This is a genomic window from Gordonia terrae (genome assembly GCF_051789125.1).
Classification (GTDB): Bacteria; Actinomycetota; Actinomycetes; order Mycobacteriales; family Mycobacteriaceae; genus Gordonia; species Gordonia terrae_A.
Genome location: NZ_CP196526.1, coordinates 1,513,889 through 1,531,665 on the forward strand (window position 1 = coordinate 1,513,889; position 17,777 = coordinate 1,531,665).

The following is a 17,777-nucleotide window of genomic DNA, read 5'->3' on the forward strand; positions in this document are numbered from 1 at the left end:
CCGGCCAAACCCCCACTCCCGCCTGAGACGGTTTGTTAGCTTTCGTCCATGAGGTCGACGAAGATCCTGGTGGGGCTGGTCATCGCCGCGATCGGCGTGCTCGCCGTGACCGTGTCACCCGCGAGTGCGCAGCCGCTGCCGGTGAACTACAACTTCTTCGCGGGTATCCCCGCGGAACTGGCGAATCCGGGCGGCTCGCTCCCCGGTTCCAACGACTGGAACTGCAGGCCCAGCGCGAGCCATCCCAACCCGGTCATCCTCGCTCACGGGACCGGGGGATCGCAGCAGACCAACTGGGGCACCTACGTCCCGCTGCTGAAGAACGAGGGCTATTGCGTCTACGCCCTCACCTACGGTGCCGTTCAGGGTGCACCCTGGCCGATCAGCGCCATCGGCGGAATGGGCGAGATATCAGACAGCGCAGCAGAGTTCGGCGCCTTCGTGGACAAGGTGCGCCGGGCTACCGGAGCGTCGAAGGTCGACGTCGTTGGGCACTCGCAGGGCACCGTGGTGCCCGCCTATTACGCGAAGTACCTCGGCGGCCGCGACGTCATCGACAAGTACGTCTCGCTGGCTCCCGCCTGGCGGGGCTCCGGGGTCGGCGGAAACGATGTGATCATGCCGATCGTCCGGTCGCTGGGACTGCGACCCGAGCAGGTGCCCTTCTGTCAGGCATGCGCGCAACTCGATCCGGGCGCGCAGGTGATGCGCCAGATCGCGTCGGGCGGCTACTACCTGCCCTCGATCCGATACACGAACATCGCCACCCGCTACGACGAACTGATCGTGCCGTACTGGCTCGGTCTGCCGCCGGGCGGTTCGAACGTCCGCAACATCGTTGTGCAGGAGGGTTGTTCGGTCGACTACACCGAGCACGCCGGAATCGCGGGTTCGCGACGTGCGGCCTATTTCGTGCTCAACGCCCTCGACCCGGATCACCCCAGAGCCGTCCCCTGTGACCGGGCCGCGCCGTTGACCGGGAGCCCGTTCTGAATTCGCTCCGCCACGGCGGCCGACCCCGGAGTCGGTTGCAGCGCAGAGGTGTAGCAACCGCGACCATCGGTGTGCTGCTCGCTCTGTGCACGATGGGCACGGCAAGCGACGCCCGGGCAGACGTGCCGCCTCTCGGCCCCGGGTTCGACTTCGGCGTGGCGCAGTCGGGTTTCCAGTCCGAGGGGCACAACCGCGACTCGAACTGGATTCGCTACGGCGACGAGGGCAGATTCGACGCCCGCGTCGGCAACGCGGTGGACTTCTATCACCGCTACGCCGAGGACATCGCCCGCGCCGCCGGCCTGGGGGTGGGCATCTACCGGACCTCGGTCGAGTGGTCGCGCGTCGAACCGGTGCGCGGCCGAGACGACCCGGCCGGGTGGGCGTTCTACGACCGGGTCATCCGCGCCGTCGTCGACGCCGGAATGCGGCCGATGATCACCCTGAACCACTGGGTTCATCCGGGCTGGGCGGTCGACCTCGGCGGTTGGAACCGGCCCGGTATGTCCGGCGATCTCGTGGGGTTCGCCCGCAAGGTGGTCGATCGTTACGCGTGGGCCGACCCGTTGTGGATCACGTTCAACGAACCGACCGAATACGTCCGACGTGAACTCATGTACGGCGGCGTGATGCCGCAGAACGTCGGGCGCATGGCCGACGGCATCGTGGCCGCCCATCGCGCGATCCACCGGCACGTGCATCGGGTCCAGCCGGGTGCGCAGGTGTCGTCGAACTTGGCCTACTACCCGATCGGGGGTCTGCAGGCGTGGCTCGAATCGGTGTTCCCGCAGCGCATGCGCGACACACTGGACTTCGTCGGCGTCGACCACTATTACTCCTTCTCGGTCACCGATGCCTCGGTGGCCAACGGCGCGACGGGTGAGTTCTGGAAGAGTTCACAGGCGCCCGAGAGCATCTACTACGTTCTGCGACATGTGTCCCGGCAGTTCCCGGGCAAGCCGATCCGGGTGATCGAGAACGGGCTGGCCACCGGCCCGGACGGTCGACGTCCCGACGGCTACCGGCGCGGAGATCATCTGCGCGACACCGTCTATTGGCTTCAGCGCGCCCGGCAGGACGGCATCGACGTGGTCTCGTACAACTACTGGAGCCTCACCGACAACTACGAATGGGGCGACTACGACTCGCGTTTCGGTCTCTACTCCGTCGACGTCGAGGGCGACCCGTCGCTGACCAGGCGTCCCACCGACGGGGTGGCGGCCTACCGTCAACTCACGCGTGATCGCGGAGTGCCGGCGGGGTACCGCCCGACGCGACTGCCCGTCCCGTGCTCACTGGTCGCCGTTCCCGACAGCTGCACCAACCCGGCGGTCGTGGGTTAGGGGGCAGACGGCGGGGTTCAGGCGGGTGCCGTCAGGCGATGCCCAGTGCGCGCAGTCCGGCGGCGGTTGCCGCCGCGAGGATCACCACCACTGCCAGAGGCGCTTTCAGCAGCGCCGCGATCACCCCCACCGTCACACCGGCGGGCCGTGCCCAGCCTGCGAAGTCGTGTTCGATGAACAGTGCGCCGGTCACGGCGACGGCGACCAGGAGTACCACGGTCGCGCGGTCCATGACCTTCTCCGTCTCGTCGGACATCGAGATCCGGTGGCGCAGGACCGGACCGGCCGCGCGCATGGCGTAGGTGCCGACCGCCAGGAGCGTCACCCCGATGCCGAGGGCGAGCCCGCCCGTCATCGAGTGTCCCGGGAGAAGTCGTTGTGTGACTTGGCCATTCGTGCCTTCTCGTCGTCGATGGAGGGGGCGGCGGGTGATGGCGATGTACGGAGCGCGGGCCCGGCGGAGCGGGCCCGCCGGATCGCTTCCAGGGCGACGAAACCGCCGAGTGCGCCGATGACGGGCAGCCCCGCCGGAAGGAATGGTGTCGATGCCACGGCGACGGCCGCGCCCACTGTCACCGCGGCCCATGTCGCGCCGTCCCGCAGCGCCGGGATCGCCAGGGCGGCAAGCAAGGCGGGGAAAGCGGCGTCGAGACCGAGCGCCTCGGGGTGTGCCAGTGCGCCGCCGAGGGCTGCGCCGAGTGCGGCGCCGACCGGCCAGGAGACCAGGACCCCCAGACCGCAGAACAGGAATGCCGCACGTGCGCGTGGGGGATCGGATTCGGCTGTCGTGACCGCAGCCGTCTCGTCGTTGATCAGATGGGCGCCGAAGAAGATCTCGGCGGTTCCGCGCAGGTGTTTCCCGACTGCGAGTCCGTATCCGAAGTTGCGGGTGTTCACCAGGAGTCCGGCGAGGGCGGCCAGCACCGGGGCGCCGCCCGCGGCGAGGATGCCGACGAAGACGAACTCCGACGAGCCGGCAAGGACCACCGTTGCGATGAACACGATCTGCCACAGGGCGAGACCGGCCCCATGGGCGGCAACCCCGTAGGACGCGCCGATGACGAGCACGGACAGGGACATCACCACGACGGCCCGCCGAGTTGCCGCATCAAGGGTTCTCCATGCCGAACGCATGACTACTATAGTGAACAGAATGATGGTGTTCGTCAAGATGGACGATCGGACGGTTTGATGAACGACTCCTCGTCGGTGAACCCGAAAGAGCTGGTGGCTGCGTCGCTCAAGCGTGAACGCGCACGTGCGGGGCTCTCCCTGACGGAGCTCGCGCGGCGAGCGGGTGTCGGGAAGTCGACGTTGTCGCAGCTCGAATCGGGGGACGGGAACCCCAGTGTCGAGACGCTCTGGGCCCTCTCGACGGCCCTGGGGGTGCCGTTCTCGGCGTTGCTGGACTCGCCGGCACCCACCGTGGAGGTCATCCGGCTCGGCGAGGGGCCGGTCATCCCCGCCGCCGACGCGGACTACTCGGCCACGCTGCTCTCCACGGCGGCGCCGGGATCGCGGCGGGACATGTATGTCATCCGGGCCGAACCCGGCAAGCCGAGGGTGTCCGCCCCGCATGCTCGCGGGATGCGCGAGCATGTCGTGATCAGCAGTGGCCGTGCGCGTCTCGGCCCCACGAGCGCGCCTGAGACGCTGGCCGCCGGCGACTACATCTCGTACCCGGGCGACGTCGAGCATGTCTTCGACGCGCTGGAGCCGGGCACGGTGGCCGTCATGCTCAACGAGATCTTCTGAGTCTTCGCGGTTGCGCGGTGCGGATCGTCCGACCGATCCACGCGTCGCGCGCAGTACGCCGAGACGAGGGGCCCGATCGCGACCTGCATCACAACGATTCGCCACATCGGTTACCGACGCGTACTGTTGCTCTCAGCGATGCGCCCGGAACCGGGACGCGTCAAGCGTCGTAGAACGCCTCTCTCGCAGGTCGGTACCCACCGAAAATGCTGGGCCACCTGTCATTGACTTCATACGGCGAACGAGCTCGCGCACCCGCGTGTTCGCCACCGGCACCGCCCACCGGCACATGTCCGTGCTGCTCCGCGTGCCATGCACAGGAAGAACCCTGCACACTCGATGACTGCTGTACTCGAAACCCCGTCGGCCGCCGCAACTCCGGACGCCGCTGCGTCCAGTTCGACGCCGTCGTTCCAATCGCTCGGTGTCCCAACGGAACTCGTCAAGGTTCTGTCGGACCAGGGGAAGGTCGACGCCTTTCCGATCCAGGCCGACACCCTGCCCGACACCCTCGACGGCAAAGACGTCCTCGGACGCGGCAAGACCGGCTCCGGTAAGACCCTGGCCTTCTCCATCCCGCTCGTCGCCGGGCTGGCCGAGATGGAGGTCAAGCGCTATGTCGGCGCTCCCACCGGTCTCATCCTCGCTCCCACCCGGGAACTGGCGACCCAGATCGCGGCCGTCGTCGAGCCGCTCGCCGCATCGGTCGGACTGACCGTCACCACCGTTTTCGGTGGCGTCAAGCAGACCCGGCAGGAGCAGGCGTTCCGCCGTGGCGTCGACATCGTCGTTGCCTGCCCCGGTCGGCTCGAAGACCTCATGCGCCAGGGCATCGTCCGGCTGGACGAGGTCGAGATCACCGTCATCGACGAGGCCGATCACATGGCCGACCTCGGCTTCCTGCCGGTGGTCACCAAGCTCCTGGCCGCCACCCCCGCCGAGGGGCAGCGGATGCTGTTCTCGGCGACGCTGGACAACGGCGTCGACAAGCTGGCGAAGCGGTTCCTCGACAAGCCGGTCCTGCATTCCGTGGACTCCGCGGAGTCACCGGTCGCCGCGATGACCCACCACGTCTTCGAGGTCTCGTCGTCGAACAAGGCGTCACTCGTGGCCGAGCTCGCCTCCGGTACCGGCCGCCGCATTCTGTTCATGCGCACCAAGCATCAGGCCAAGAAGCTCGCGAAGAAGCTGAGCGAGGAGGGGATTCCCGCAGTCGACCTGCACGGCAATCTCAGCCAGGCCCAGCGCGACCGCAACCTCGCCGCCTTCGGTGAGGGCGAGGTGCGCGTGCTCGTCGCCACCGACGTCGCCGCCCGCGGTGTGCACGTCGACGGCATCGAGCTGGTCGTGCACGTCGACCCGCCGGCCGAGCACAAGGCCTACCTGCACCGTTCGGGCCGTACCGCTCGCGCGGGCAGCGCCGGCGATGTGGTCACCGTCTGCCTGCACGAGCAGCGTCGCGAGGTCACCCAGCTGCTGCGCAAGGCCAAGATCAATGTCACCCCGATCAGCGTCGACCCCGGCTCCGACGCCGTGGGCGAGCTCGTCGGCGAGCGCGCGCCACGCGTGTCGCCGGCTGCGCGTGCCGCGGCCGAGTCCGCTCGGGGCTCAGGCCAGGGCGGGCGGTCGCAAGGCGGACGCTCCCAGGGTGGTCGTTCGCAGGGCGGGCGCGGTGGCGGCCGACCGGGCCGCGGTCGCGGCGAAAGCCGCGGCAACGGTGCACGCGGCGACAATCGTGGTGAGGGCCGTGGCGAGAGCCGTGGAGAGAATCGTGGGCGTCCCGCACGTGACGACTCGCGATCAGCGGCCGGTTCGTCGCGCCGCTCCGGCGGTCAGCGATCCACCGATGGCCGCGCGGCCGGGCAGTCGCGCTCGACAGGACAGTCACGTTCCGCCGGGCAGTCGCGCTCCGGTGATCAGCACCGTGCGGGCGGACGTCCGCAGGGTCGGCGTGCGAGCCGTCCCGCAGGCTCACCGGCCTGACATCTGACCGACAATTCCTGCCCTTCTGAATCACATCAGGCGGGCAGGAATTTTTGTGCCAGCCGTGCCGCCAGCCAGGGTCTGGCACCCCAGGCGACGGCCTTTCCAGTGATGCCGACCCATGCCGGCGAGAGTCGTCCGTAGCCGGCGAGGAGCGCCGTGGCCGGATCGACGCTGATGTGGACGTCGGGACGACGCGGCTGGGGCGGGTCGATCACCAGGTCTCCGTTGGTGAACTCGTACACATGTCGCTCGCCGCAGCCGCGCAACCGGATGTCGTAGGTGCCGTGGTGGCCGGCTGCCGTCACCGGGTCCACCCAGCTCGGGAGGACGTGCTGGCGTGCCCGGATCACCATCAACACGACCTCGGGTTCCACCCACCACCGGGCGCCGAGTGCACGCGCGATGTCGTACCCGTGCACCACGAATTCACCGATCAGCAAGCCCAGCGCGGCGTCGGCCCGGATGATCCGGTCGCCGTCGAAATGCATCTTGGGCACCTGGGCCTGGAAGTGGCTGACCTCGTCGGCCAAGGCCTCCAAGTCATCAGTGAGGCGGGATGTCAGCGCGTCGATGTCTCGTGTGGGCAGGTTGGCGATCTGCTTGGCGTTGAAATCCGGCACATCGACGGCATTGCAGCACCATTCCCCCTCGCCGCGTGCGAGGTCGAGAAATCTCGACGGCGCCAGCGCCACATGTCCGACGCAGTCGGTCAGTGTCCACCCGGGCGTGTCCGCGAGTCGCGTTTCGGGATCGTCGACACCGTTGACCAGCTCGACGAATCGTTCTCCCGTCGCGAGCGCGGCGTCGATGTAGTCAAACCTCGAGAACATCCCCGTTGCCCGTGGTTCCTCCCCCCACATGGAGGACGAGATTACCCCGGCCGGATGCGACGTGCGACACATTCACCCCCAACGCGTCGAACCATGGCGCGCGACAGGATGCGCCGTTCACGGATTCTTGGCGGCGACGATGGCCGCGCGGACGGACTCGCGGCATTCGTCCCCCCGAGGCTCGCCGGTCCCGAGATAGAAGCTGCCGGGACGTCCCTCGTCACCAGGAAAGCCGGTGACGGAGAAGCCGTCCGTGGCAGGCACGCCCGGGACCGACGCGACCGAGGCGACGGCCAGCGGCACCGACAGGGCGGACACACCTCGCTTGGCTCCGGACACGACGACGAGCAGATGCGTCGGGTGGAGCACGATGAGAGTCTGGTGTTCGGAGTCCGGGTCGACGGGATTGCTGCGCCGGCCGAACATCTTGCCGAGCAGCGTCGTCGACGGCGGGTTGATGCTGCGGGTGCTCCACGCCGGCAGGTCGTCGGTGAGTGTCAGCTGTCGTGACTCGGCGTGATCACGCAGCACCGCGGCGACATCGGCGGACAGCTCGGACAGATCGGCGCGCTCGGTCGTGCGCTGGTAGGCGGGCCCCATGGCTGCTCAATGTAGTGCAGGGCTCGCCGTGGATGTGCCCGTGGCGGGGCTACCGTCGGCTGAGGAGACGACGTCGCCGCGGCTCGGGTGCGGCGAGCGCGCCGGACTCGAGATCGTCGAGCAAGGACGACACCGTCTCGGCGGAGTCGGTCTTGTTGGTGCCGATGAAGCCCGAGGGCCCACGCTTGATCCATCCGGTCACGTACACACCCGGCACCGGGTCCGAGCCGTCGAGGACACGCCCCTCGTGGTGCGGGATGACGCCGCTGGTGGCGTCGAACGGCAACCCCGGCACCTCCACCCCCCGGTATCCGACCGAGGTGAGCACCAGCCCGGTGTCGAGCGTGGCGGTGTGCCCGGTGGGTTCGATGCCCACCGCGGCTCCGGCGTCGTCGACCACGGGTCGGTTCCGGCCGACGAGCAGGCCGCGTGCGCGGCCGTCGTCACCCGGCACCACCTCGAGGGGAGAGCTGAAGAACGCCAGACGGATTCGGCGACCTTCCGGTTCCGGTCGGGCCGCGCACTCGGCGAGCAGGTCGAGCTTCGCCCGGACCGTCGCGTCCAGGTCGGCAGGTGCGGGTACGGACTCGAGATCGGCCGCATCGACGACGACCGGGATTCCCGAGTCCACCAACCCGATGAGCTCGGGCAGCGTGAACGCCGCGTGGGCGGGTCCGCGTCGACCCATCACGACCACCTCGGATACCGACGACTGGCGCAACCGTGCCAGTGCGGGCCGCGAGATCGACGTGGCCGCAAGCGAATCCGGATCGGAGACGAGGATGCGGGCCACATCGAGCGCGACATTGCCGTTGCCGACGACCACGGCACGCCCAGTGGTGAGGTCGACGTCGAGACCGGCGTGGTCGGGATGGCCGTTGTACCAGCCGACGAACGAGGTCGCGCTGGTGACCCCGGCGAGGTCGATACCAGGCAGGGACAGGGGCTTGTCGGTGGGTGCGCCACCGGCCCAGACGATCCCCTGATGTCGGGACCGCAAGTCCTCGAGGGTGACGTCTCGCCCGACCTCGGTGTTCAGCAGGATCTCCAGCCGGGGGTTGCGGGCGATGTCGTCGAACAGTTCCATCACCTTACGGGTGTGGAGGTGATCGGGGGCGACGCCGAAGCGTGCCAGCCCGAACGGCCTGTCGAGACGTTCGTACATGGTGACCGAGATCTGGGGTCGACGCAGGAGTTCGTCAGCCGCGTACATCGCCGACGGCCCCGATCCCACGATGCCGATCGACACCTGACGGTCGAGGGCGAGCTCGCGCGGGCGGTCGATGGGTGCCAGGGGCAACCGGCGCGACGGGTCCACCGGGAACCGTGCGGCGCCGTCGAACGGATCGCGGTACTGGGCGGCGTTGACCCCGACGAAGCGTTCCTGGCCGGCCGGAAGCCGGTGACCGGGGACGATCGCCCCGACGGGGCAGGCGCTGACGCAGGCACCGCAGTCGACGCAGGTCGCCGGATCGATGTAGAGCATCTCGGCGATGCCGAAATCGGGTTCTTCGGGCGTGGGGTGGATGCAGTTGACAGGGCATGCGTACACGCACGACGCGTCGCCGCAACACGCCTGGGTGACGACGTGGGGCATGGTCTCGGATCTACCTGCGTTTCGGTGCGGCTCAGGCCGCGGTGTAGGTGGGTTCGCTGCGGAAACGCGAGGGCCGGCCGCTGATGCCGAGTGCACGCCAGAGCAGTCGCGATACCGGGTTCATCAGCCCGCTCTGTTCGCCGAGCATCCGGACGTCCCCGAACACGTTGCGCAGGAACCGCTTCGATTCCGCCGAGCGCCAGAAGATGTCCTTCATGACCTCGTCGGGCACGTCGAAACGCTTGGCGAAGACACGCGGGGGCACCACGATCGCGCCGCACAGGATGCGCATGGTCAGCGGGAGCATGAGCGACAGGACGAAGCGCTGGAAGCGCCCACGCTGCGGTACCTGCTCGCGGATGAGGTGATGGGCGAACGAGATGTGGCGTGCCTCTTCGGCGACGTGCAGCTGCATGACTGCGGCCATCGTGGGATGCAGGCTGGCGCGGGTGCGCAGGAAGTCCTTCTGGATGTGGTCGATCGGTTCCTCGCCGCCGAGGACCCCGAAGAAGAACAGGGTGGGGAACAGCGTCGAGACGAGCGGCACGAACGGAGAGATGAGCCGGTAGCCGATCTTCGCGCCCGGCACGTCCACGCCGGTGCGGTTGATGAACTCCTGGAACATCAGGGTGTGGTTGCACTCCTCCTTGGATTCGTGCGTGGTGTAGCGGAATTCGCGCGCACCGTTGGGGAGTTTGAAGCTGTACTGCATGAGCCCGCGGATGAGGACCGACTCGAACTGCAGCCCGACCTTGGCGACATTGGCCTGGCGCCACATGCCGATCTCGATCTGCTTCTCCTGGGGGAGCTGCTGGTACCACGGGTGCCGGCCGATGGGGTCGACCTCGTAGGACAGGATCCATCGGGGGTCGTTCTCGGTGATCGCCATGTGCGGCGCATCCCAGTCGATGTCGACGTAGGGGTCGAAGTTGCGGTGCACGGAGGCCGCGGAGAGGTCATCGAGTACCTGGCCGTAGTCGTGGTCGCCGCCGGTCTTGTCGTGCGCGGGGACGTAGCGCGTGGGCGCGTCCTGGCGGGTCTCCGGAGTGCTCGGTGTCAATGCTTTTGTCATCGTCGCGTCCTTCGGGGTGGGCGGCCGAGCCGGGTGAGGCCGGCCACAGCAGATACTCCGAACGTATTTCCACCGCGCGCTATTTGTCAACAACTGATGTCACGTTCGTCGACGGCGAGGTGCGGGCCGGACCGTCGGCCGGACGTTCCCGACGACGGGCCGGAACGTCCGGGTGTGCGCGCTGACCTGGCGCGACGCCTGTAATTCGTTCGGGCTATTCGGTCCCTCGACCGGGGTCTTCGCGGGTTAGGGTGATCGCACCGTCCGTGCCCGCGTCTGCTCACCTGGAGGAGCGATGTCCCTGCGTGTTCCGCACGTGTCCCCCCGGCGACGGGAACGGGCACGTGTCGCAGCGATCGCGCATCCGGAGCCGGCCGTCGGCGATCACCCGGCGCGGGGTCGATCGTGAACCGTCCGGATCAGGGGAGAGGTTTTCCGCAACCCGGTGCACCCGGACCGGCCGGTCCCGGCCCTCTCCGCCCCGGCCCTGCCCAGCCGGGTCCTCCTCATCCCGGGCCTGTCCGGCCCGGTCCGGGACGGCACCCGGGGCCCCCTCCGCCTCAGATGACGCCACGTCCCGGGCCCGGTGGGCAGCGCCCGGGAGGCATGGTCGGCGACCTCACGCCTCAGCTGGTCGAGACCGACGTCTGGACCGACGCGATGGTCGGGGGCGCGGGCATCCCGATCGTCGATGTCCCGTTCGTGACGGTGGGCTCGGGCATCGGTTCGTTCGTGACCGTCGACTACCTGCGGATCTGCGGGGTGCCCGCCGATCACATCGCGGTGCTCGGTCCCCAGGACGTGCCGTGGCACAGCTACGAGTATCTGACCCGGGTGTCGCAGATCCCGCGTGGTGAACGGTTGCGTTCGGACTCGCAGTCCATGCCGGACAACATCTGGGGTTTTCCGTCGTACGCGGTGCGCGAGGCCTGGGCCGACAAGAAGACCGGGCCCCTCTGGAATGTGTTGGTGGAGCCCGTCTTCGCGAACTTCTACACGCCGCGGGCCGGTCAGGCGTTCGAGTCGATGGAAAGGGAATGCGAACGCATCGGATATCTGAAGTGTCTGCGGCGCGGCCAGGTCCGGATGATCCGGCGGCGCGCGGAGGGCGGATACTTCACCATCCTCACCCCGCCGCAGGGCACGTCACCGACCAAGCGTGTCGCGTTCCGCAGTCAGTGGGTGCATGTCGCCATCGGCTACCCCGGCATCAAGCTCCTCCCGGATCTGCAGGCGTTCCGGGAGAGGTATCGCGACGCCAGCAAGGTCGTCAACGCCTACGAGTCTCATGAGCACATCTACCAGTCGCTGCAGCGCAAACCCGGGACCGTCGTGATCCGCGGCTCGGGGATCGTGGCCTCACGGGTGTTGCAGCGTCTCATCGACGATCGTGACGCGATGGGTCTCCAGACCCAGATCGTGCACTTGTTCCGCACCTATCACGACAAATCCCACGGGCCGCACATCTTCATGCGGCGCAAGGGCAGGGACGGATGGGCGTATCAGGGGTTCAACTACCCCAAGTCGGTGTGGGGCGGGCAGTTGAAGGCGCGGATGCGCAAACTCGAAGGCCACGAACGCGCCGAGGCGTACAAGCAGATGGGTGGCACCAACACACCGGTACGCGACGACTGGCAGGAGCAGCTCGCCCGGGGCCGCCGTGAGGGCTGGTATCGGGTGGCGGTGGGCACAGCGGAGAGCCTCGTCCCGGCGCCCGGCGGGCAGGGTGTGGTCACGACCGTCCGTGTCGATCCGCATGCGCCGATCAGACAGGAGCATCGTCCCGACGGCACCTTCGAGATCCACGCCGACTACGTGATCGACTGCACCGGACTCGAAGCCGACGTCCGCGAGCACCGCCTCCTGCGCGACCTGCTCGACCACACCGGAGCCGGAATCAACCCTGTGGGCAGGATGGACGTCGAACGCGACTTCGAGCTGAAGGGCACCCGCAGCGGCAACGGCAAACTGTACGCATCGGGGAGCGCGACACTCGGCGGGTACTTCCCGGGGGTCGACACCTTCCTCGGCCTGCAGATCGCCGCCCAGGAGATCACGGACGACCTTGCGCGGCAGGGCTTCTGCAAGAAGCTGACGCCGTGGCGGTCCACCGCCCAGTGGTGGCGCTGGATGAACAACAAGGGAGTCGACTGACATGTTGCCCACTCTGTGGGGGCGTATCCAGACCCGCGTTCTGGTACTCGGCGTCCTCGGCGGTCTGTGGACGATCGTGCTCGTCCCGTTCCTGTGGCTCATCTCCTCGGGCGACCCGACGATCCTCGACGTGTACCGCGTCGCGTTCACCGTGCTGCTGACGGTCATCGTCCTCGGCGTCGCGTGGGAGTTCCTCTACCATCTGCTCCAGCAGTTCCGCTGGGAGAAGGACTGGCCGACGCTGTTCGGCCTGCTCACGGCGATCAACGAGGGCATCGTCGTATGGCTGGTCATCGACGCAACCTCCCTGCTGCCCGAGGAATTGCGGCCGTCGCCGCTCGTCTTCGCCGTGCAGTTCGTGTCGACGTGGCTCATCGTGTGGGTCGCGGTCAACGGTCCGCTCCGCGCTGTGTTCCCGCACTGGCGATTCCAGGGAGGCCGATTCCTGTGACCACACCCGGCGACATCCCGAGCGTCACGCCGACGGTGACACTGATCCCCGGCGCGGGCATCGTGATCCGCAAACCGGCCTTCCTCTGCCTCGTGGCCGACACCGTGCCGGCCTCGTTCGTGACCGATGTGCTCGACATCGAATCCGCGGTGTCCGTGCCGGATTCCGCGCCGCGCCGCGGGCGGCATCTGGTGCGCGCGTTGGCTCAGCTGGTTGCCAACGCCGACGATCCGGTGGACATCGGCTTCGCCGCGCCGGACAACGCAGGCATCGCGATCTTCCTCGCCGGCGCGGTCTACGGCGAGACCGACGGCACCCGCATCGAACCCGCGGCCGGCAACACGTTCGACAAGGCCGTCCCGTGGCCGTTCGAGGGTCTCGGCCTGTATCTCGCGGAGACGGTGCCCGCCGAGGTCGGTGAGGAACGCTTCGATCTCGTCGACGGGGTGGTGCCCGCGGCGGGAGCGTTGCTGCACACGCCTCTCGGCTTGCGCGGTACCGAGTTCCATCCGCTGCCCGCCGCTGCCCGTCCGCCGGTGTCGGAGCCGGTACCGCCCCGCGATCCGGCGGCACCGGACATCGCGGCTCCGGACCCCGGGCCTCCGACCGAGGCGTCGGCCGAACCGTTCGAACCGGAACCGTCCGGCCCCCATCGGCTCGCCGACGGCGCGATCGATCCGGAACCTCCACCCGCGGTGCATGTCTCGCCACCCCCGGACCCTGCCGACCCGATGAGCACGACCGAACGCATGGCGCCCGGATCGGCGGTGGGCGAGAAGTCGCCGAACCCGCTCCCGTTCACCTCGACGCCACTGGGTGCCGCGTTCGATCCCGGGTCGAGCTCTGCCGACCGGGCCGAACCGGTGCCGTTGCCGACCGAGTCACAGCAACCGGACCCGTTCGTCGCACCTGTCCAGCGCGCACCGGAACCGACACCGAACCCGTTCGCCGAACCTCTCGAGCCGCGCGCGCCGCTACCCAAGGAGGAACATCAGAAGCCGGCCACCGAGGTCGTCCGGATGGAGGCCTCGCGGGCGATGGTGCACGGCATCCGGTGTTCGCGCGGACACCTCAACCACCCGCAGTCGTGGTTGTGCGGTGTGTGCGGGATCCGGATGGATCAGCTGACCACATTCCTCGTCGAAGGGGAGCGGCCACCACTGGGCTGGCTCCTGCTCGACAACGGGTTCACCTTTCTGCTCGACGAAGACCTCGTCATCGGCCGCGAGCCCGGATCGGCCGGCGGGGGACGGGCCGGTTCACCGAAACCCATCCGCGTGCAGGACGAGACCGGTCAGCTCTCACGACGGCACGTGGAGATCCGGCTCGTCGAGTGGACGGTCCAACTCGTCGACCTGGGGTCGGCGAACGGGACGTTCGTCGCCGACCCGAGCAGTGGCAACCGCGAGATGCGCCTGCTCCCGCATCGCGCGCACGTCCTCGTGCCGGGTTCGCATGTGCGAATCGGCGGACGGCACTTCATCTTCGAATCCCATCACGCGCGGATCTGACCCATGGACAAGCACACCATCGCCTTCCTGCTCCTCGACGTGGCGATCGTCATCGCCGCGGCACGTGTCGGCGGCATGATCGCGCGAGCCTGCCGGCAGCCGGCGGTCGTCGGTGAGATCGCCGCCGGAATCGCCCTGGGCCCCAGCCTGTTGGGCCTCTTGCCCGGTAATCCGGACCAGTGGCTGTTCCCCGCCGACGTACGTCCCCTGCTCGGTGCCCTCGCGCAGATCGGGCTCGTGCTGTTCATGTTCATCGTCGGACTCGAGCTGGACATGAGGCTCACCCGCGGGCGTGAGCGCGCGGCGGCGAGCATCTCGGCGTGTTCGATCGTGTTGCCGTTCGGTCTGGGTGCGGGGCTGGGACTGCTGCTGTATCCGTCGCACGACACCGTCGACGGCATGGAGATCGAACGGCTGGGCATGGTGCTGTTCATGGGGGTCGCGATGTCGATCACCGCTTTCCCGGTACTCGCGCGCATCCTCACCGACCGCGGCATGATGCGCACCGTCCCCGGCGTGTTCAGTCTCGCCGCGGCGGCCGTCGACGACATCCTCGCGTGGACGCTGCTCGCCTTCATCATCGCGATCATCCAGGGCGGCAGCCCACTCGAGGTCGCCCGGATCGTCGGCCTGACGCTGGTGTACGCCGCGGTCATGTTCGGCGTGGTCCGGCCACTGCTCGCCAAGTTGGTCGCGTGGCGCGACCGCGCGGGCCGGCTCACTCCGGACATCCTGGCGGTCATCCTCATCGGGCTCTTCCTGTCGTCGGCGGCCACCGACGTCATCGGCATCCACCAGATCTTCGGCGCCTTCGTCTTCGGCGCGGTGATGCCGAAGATCGGTGCCGAGCAGCTGCATCGGGAGATCCTGGAACGACTCGAGCAGGCCAGCGTGCTGCTTCTGCTACCGATGTTCTTCGTCGTCACCGGCCTCGGCGTCGACCTCGCGGGAATCGGATTGTCCGGTCTCGGTCAGTTGCTGCTGGTGCTCGTCGTCGCGATCGCGGGCAAGTTCATCGGGGCCTACGTCGGGGCACGCGCGAGCGCCATCCCCACCCGGCAGAGCGCCGCCATCGCGGTGCTGATGAACACGCGCGGACTCACCGAACTGGTGATCCTGGCCGCGGGCCGCGAACTCGGCGTGTTGAGCGACGAGCTGTTCGCGATGCTCGTGGTGATGGCTCTGGTGACGACGATCCTCACCGAACCGCTGCTGCGGCTGGTGTATCCGGACCGGGTGGTGGCCAGCGACATCGCCGCCGCCGAACGCCGAGCACTGGCCGTCGCGACCGCCCCCAGGGTGATGGTGGTGTTGCGCGATCCCGGCGGCACGGTCGCGGACCTGCGGGCCCGTCATCGACGAATGCTGGACTGCACCACCGGGTATGACGTCGTGCTCGCCGGTGTCCTGACGACGCCGGACCGCGCGCGGACCACCCTCGAGGTGGGTGCGCCGGTGGTACCCGACTTCGCGGCCCTCGCGTCGGCTGTCGAGAGACTCAACGAACTCGGTGCGTCGCTGACCGGTGCCGGCTCGGTGTCGGTGCTGTGCCGTTTCAGTGCCGATCCCGTCGCCGACGTCGACGCGATGTCGGAGAACGCGAGCGCCGACATCATCGTCATCGACAGCTCGGACCGCGAGCTGGGGAAGTCGTTGCACTCCGCGCCGGTCGCCGTCGTCGACGAGAACGCCGCCGAGGGAGTGGGACCGGGGCGCAGCACGATCACGTGCGTCGTCACCGACACCCGTAGCGGCCGGACCGCAGCGCTCGTCGCGGCGGGGTTGGCGCTCTACGGTTCGCGATCCCTGGCCGTCGTCGCGTCCGGTTCGCGTCGCCGCTGGCTCTCCGACCTCGAACCGATTGCGGGGCAGTCGGTGTCGGTGTCGGTGGTGGACCCGCGCCGGCACCGGGACGACGCGGCGGCCTTCACGGTCCGTGCCGCGGACGACACGGGGGAGTCACCGGCCCCGGTCACCGTCGTCGACAACACGGGGACGAGCGAGGAGTCCCTCGGCGACCGGATCGCCGGGCTGTACACCGCGCGCGAGGCACCCAGAGACCCGGCGGCGTCTGAACCGGTCGAGAACACATCGAGTCCGAACATCGGCACTTCATCGGAGAGGCACTGACATGGCCACTGTCGAGATCCCGCAGCAGCTGGCGGATTTCACCGTTCTGGACAAGATCGGAATGGGCGGCAACGGCACTTTCTACCTCGCGGTGCCGCCGGCGAGGCTCGGATTGGCCACCGATCGTGTGGTGGTCAAGGTCTTCGGAGGGGTGTGCAGCGACGACGCCTACCGGCGCGGTGTGCGCGAGCTGCGCGCGTTCGCGGCGGTGGCCTCGCCGTACCTGGCCGGGCTGTATGACGCGGTGCTGCAGGGCCAGTTCATGTACGCGATGGAGTACTTTCCACTGGGGTCGCTCGGCTCGCCGGCGCGGCCGCTGACGAGAGACGAGAACCTGGCGGCGATCGCCGACGCGGCGCGCGGTGTCGATGCACTGCACGAGGCCGGTATCGCACACGCCAACATCACCCCGTCGAGCATCATGGTCACCGAGACCGGCGGCAAGATCTCCGATCTGGGTCTCGCCCGGGTCCTCGCGGCCGACGAGCCGATCACGAGCTTCGCCCAGCCCGGAGCCGTGCAGTACATGGACCCGGCGCTGCTCGCGGGCGACGTGCCGTCGAGGGCGACCGACATCTGGTCGCTCGGCGCCTGCCTGCATCGCGCCCTGACCGGTGAGGGTGTCTACGGCGAGGTCCCCGACACCCAGCCGCTGCTGGCGATCCGGGCAGCGCTGTCGACCCCGCCGGCACTGTCGGACAACCTCGATCGCGACGAGCGCACGCTGATCGCCAACTGCCTCGCCCTCGCCGGCAACCGGCCCTCGACCGCGATGGAGGTCGCACACCGCATCGATGCGCTGCGGGGTCGCTGACTTCGGGATCGAGAGGTGCTCTGCGCCAGGGTTTCCCGAAGAGCCGGCCTGATCGCGAGGCTCGGGGATGCCTACCGCCGGGGCGTCATTCGAAGAGGACGGGTGCGGAGTTGAACAGCATCACGATGAAGAAGAAGAGCAGAAACCACGCGCCGCCCTGCCACACCTGCCAGCGACCGTTGCGCTTCCACACGCGGTAGGTGCGGTACAGCATGGCGATCGATCCGAGAAGGACGACGATCGGGGAGGCGATGACGAGCACCGTCTGCAGCGGATCCGACGACGCATGGGCGAGCAGCAACAGACCGAGCCCGAGGACCACGGTCACGGCGATGTGGATGACCACGGCGCGAAAGTCGTTGGAGCCGTTCTGCGGAAGGGGTGACGTCATGGTGTCCCCAGGCTACACGTCACGCGAATCGTGCAGAAAGCCGCGGTGATCAGGACTTCCTGCCCTTTGCCGCAACCCGGACCGCGGTGCAGGATGGACGACGAGGCCGAGGCCGGGTCGTGCGGCAGACCCCGCGAACGTCCGGCGGCC

General features: G+C 68.5%; 16 protein-coding genes. 9 read left to right on the plus strand and 7 right to left on the minus strand.

The features are described 5' to 3' along the window. Nucleotides 1-48: 48 nt before the first annotated feature. Both ACSUZC_RS06890 and ACSUZC_RS06895 read left to right on the plus strand, forming a co-directional pair. Nucleotides 49-993, plus strand: a complete 945-nt coding sequence (locus ACSUZC_RS06890; protein WP_439032121.1) for an esterase/lipase family protein — start codon at nucleotides 49-51, stop codon at nucleotides 991-993. Nucleotides 994-1,085: 92 nt separating this feature from the next. Continuing rightward, nucleotides 1,086-2,336 carry a family 1 glycosylhydrolase gene (locus tag ACSUZC_RS06895; protein WP_439032122.1) on the plus strand — a complete coding sequence of 417 codons (1,251 nt, stop codon included), beginning with the start codon at nucleotides 1,086-1,088 and terminating at the stop codon, nucleotides 2,334-2,336. 31 nt (nucleotides 2,337-2,367) lie between these two features. On the opposite strand, the gene ACSUZC_RS06900 is transcribed toward ACSUZC_RS06895, so the two are convergent. Together ACSUZC_RS06900 and ACSUZC_RS06905 are read right to left on the minus strand one after the other, a co-directional pair. After that, nucleotides 2,368-2,691: an AzlD domain-containing protein gene (locus ACSUZC_RS06900; RefSeq protein WP_439032123.1), complete on the minus strand. Its 324-nt coding sequence runs from the start codon at nucleotides 2,689-2,691 to the stop codon at nucleotides 2,368-2,370. After that, nucleotides 2,688-3,470: an AzlC family ABC transporter permease gene (locus ACSUZC_RS06905; RefSeq protein ID WP_439032124.1), complete on the minus strand. Its 783-nt coding sequence runs from the start codon at nucleotides 3,468-3,470 to the stop codon at nucleotides 2,688-2,690. The genes ACSUZC_RS06900 and ACSUZC_RS06905 overlap by 4 nt, the downstream gene beginning before the upstream one ends. Nucleotides 3,471-3,527: 57 nt before the next feature. On the opposite strand from ACSUZC_RS06905, the gene ACSUZC_RS06910 reads away from it, so the two are divergent. Together ACSUZC_RS06910 and ACSUZC_RS06915 are read left to right on the plus strand one after the other, a co-directional pair. After that, a complete protein-coding gene (locus ACSUZC_RS06910) occupies nucleotides 3,528-4,091 on the plus strand; it encodes a helix-turn-helix domain-containing protein (protein ID WP_439032125.1) in 564 nt (187 codons plus the stop codon). Between the two features lie 339 nt (nucleotides 4,092-4,430). Beyond that, nucleotides 4,431-6,074, plus strand: a complete 1,644-nt coding sequence (locus ACSUZC_RS06915; protein WP_439032126.1) for a DEAD/DEAH box helicase — start codon at nucleotides 4,431-4,433, stop codon at nucleotides 6,072-6,074. A 35-nt stretch (nucleotides 6,075-6,109) separates the two neighbouring features. Here ACSUZC_RS06915 and ACSUZC_RS06920 read toward each other — a convergent pair whose 3' ends face one another. The 4 genes from ACSUZC_RS06920 to ACSUZC_RS06935 form a co-directional block, all read right to left on the minus strand. Then, nucleotides 6,110-6,907, minus strand: a complete 798-nt coding sequence (locus tag ACSUZC_RS06920) for a maleylpyruvate isomerase family mycothiol-dependent enzyme (RefSeq protein WP_439032127.1) — start codon at nucleotides 6,905-6,907, stop codon at nucleotides 6,110-6,112. 117 nt (nucleotides 6,908-7,024) lie between these two features. After that, nucleotides 7,025-7,507, minus strand: a complete 483-nt coding sequence (locus ACSUZC_RS06925) for a hypothetical protein (RefSeq protein WP_439032128.1) — start codon at nucleotides 7,505-7,507, stop codon at nucleotides 7,025-7,027. Nucleotides 7,508-7,556: 49 nt separating this feature from the next. Beyond that, a complete protein-coding gene (locus ACSUZC_RS06930) occupies nucleotides 7,557-9,104 on the minus strand; it encodes a 4Fe-4S binding protein (RefSeq protein ID WP_439032129.1) in 1,548 nt (515 codons plus the stop codon). A 31-nt stretch (nucleotides 9,105-9,135) separates the two neighbouring features. After that, the gene (locus tag ACSUZC_RS06935; protein ID WP_439032130.1) at nucleotides 9,136-10,176 is read right to left on the minus strand and encodes an AurF N-oxygenase family protein; all 1,041 of its coding nucleotides are present in this window, start codon (nucleotides 10,174-10,176) and stop codon (nucleotides 9,136-9,138) included. Nucleotides 10,177-10,740: 564 nt separating this feature from the next. Between ACSUZC_RS06935 and ACSUZC_RS06940 the strand changes: the two genes are divergently transcribed. From ACSUZC_RS06940 to ACSUZC_RS06960, 5 genes are read left to right on the plus strand one after another with little or no spacing between them, the layout of a single operon-like run. Continuing rightward, nucleotides 10,741-12,330 carry a hypothetical protein gene (locus ACSUZC_RS06940; RefSeq protein WP_439032131.1) on the plus strand — a complete coding sequence of 530 codons (1,590 nt, stop codon included), beginning with the start codon at nucleotides 10,741-10,743 and terminating at the stop codon, nucleotides 12,328-12,330. A 1-nt stretch (nucleotide 12,331) separates the two neighbouring features. Further along, nucleotides 12,332-12,781, plus strand: coding sequence for a hypothetical protein (locus tag ACSUZC_RS06945; protein ID WP_439032132.1), 450 nt, complete (start codon nucleotides 12,332-12,334; stop codon nucleotides 12,779-12,781). Continuing rightward, on the plus strand, nucleotides 12,778-14,292 hold the full coding sequence (locus ACSUZC_RS06950) for an FHA domain-containing protein (RefSeq protein ID WP_439032133.1): 1,515 nt from the start codon (nucleotides 12,778-12,780) through the stop codon (nucleotides 14,290-14,292). The genes ACSUZC_RS06945 and ACSUZC_RS06950 overlap by 4 nt, the downstream gene beginning before the upstream one ends. 3 nt (nucleotides 14,293-14,295) lie before the next feature. Then, nucleotides 14,296-16,422, plus strand: coding sequence for a cation:proton antiporter (locus tag ACSUZC_RS06955; protein ID WP_439032134.1), 2,127 nt, complete (start codon nucleotides 14,296-14,298; stop codon nucleotides 16,420-16,422). 1 nt (nucleotide 16,423) lies between these two features. Next, nucleotides 16,424-17,236: a protein kinase domain-containing protein gene (locus tag ACSUZC_RS06960; RefSeq protein WP_439032135.1), complete on the plus strand. Its 813-nt coding sequence runs from the start codon at nucleotides 16,424-16,426 to the stop codon at nucleotides 17,234-17,236. Between the two features lie 85 nt (nucleotides 17,237-17,321). Here the strand turns inward: ACSUZC_RS06960 and ACSUZC_RS06965 are convergent, their stop codons facing one another. Then, nucleotides 17,322-17,627, minus strand: coding sequence for a hypothetical protein (locus ACSUZC_RS06965; RefSeq protein ID WP_439032136.1), 306 nt, complete (start codon nucleotides 17,625-17,627; stop codon nucleotides 17,322-17,324). Between the last annotated feature and the right edge of the window lie 150 nt (nucleotides 17,628-17,777).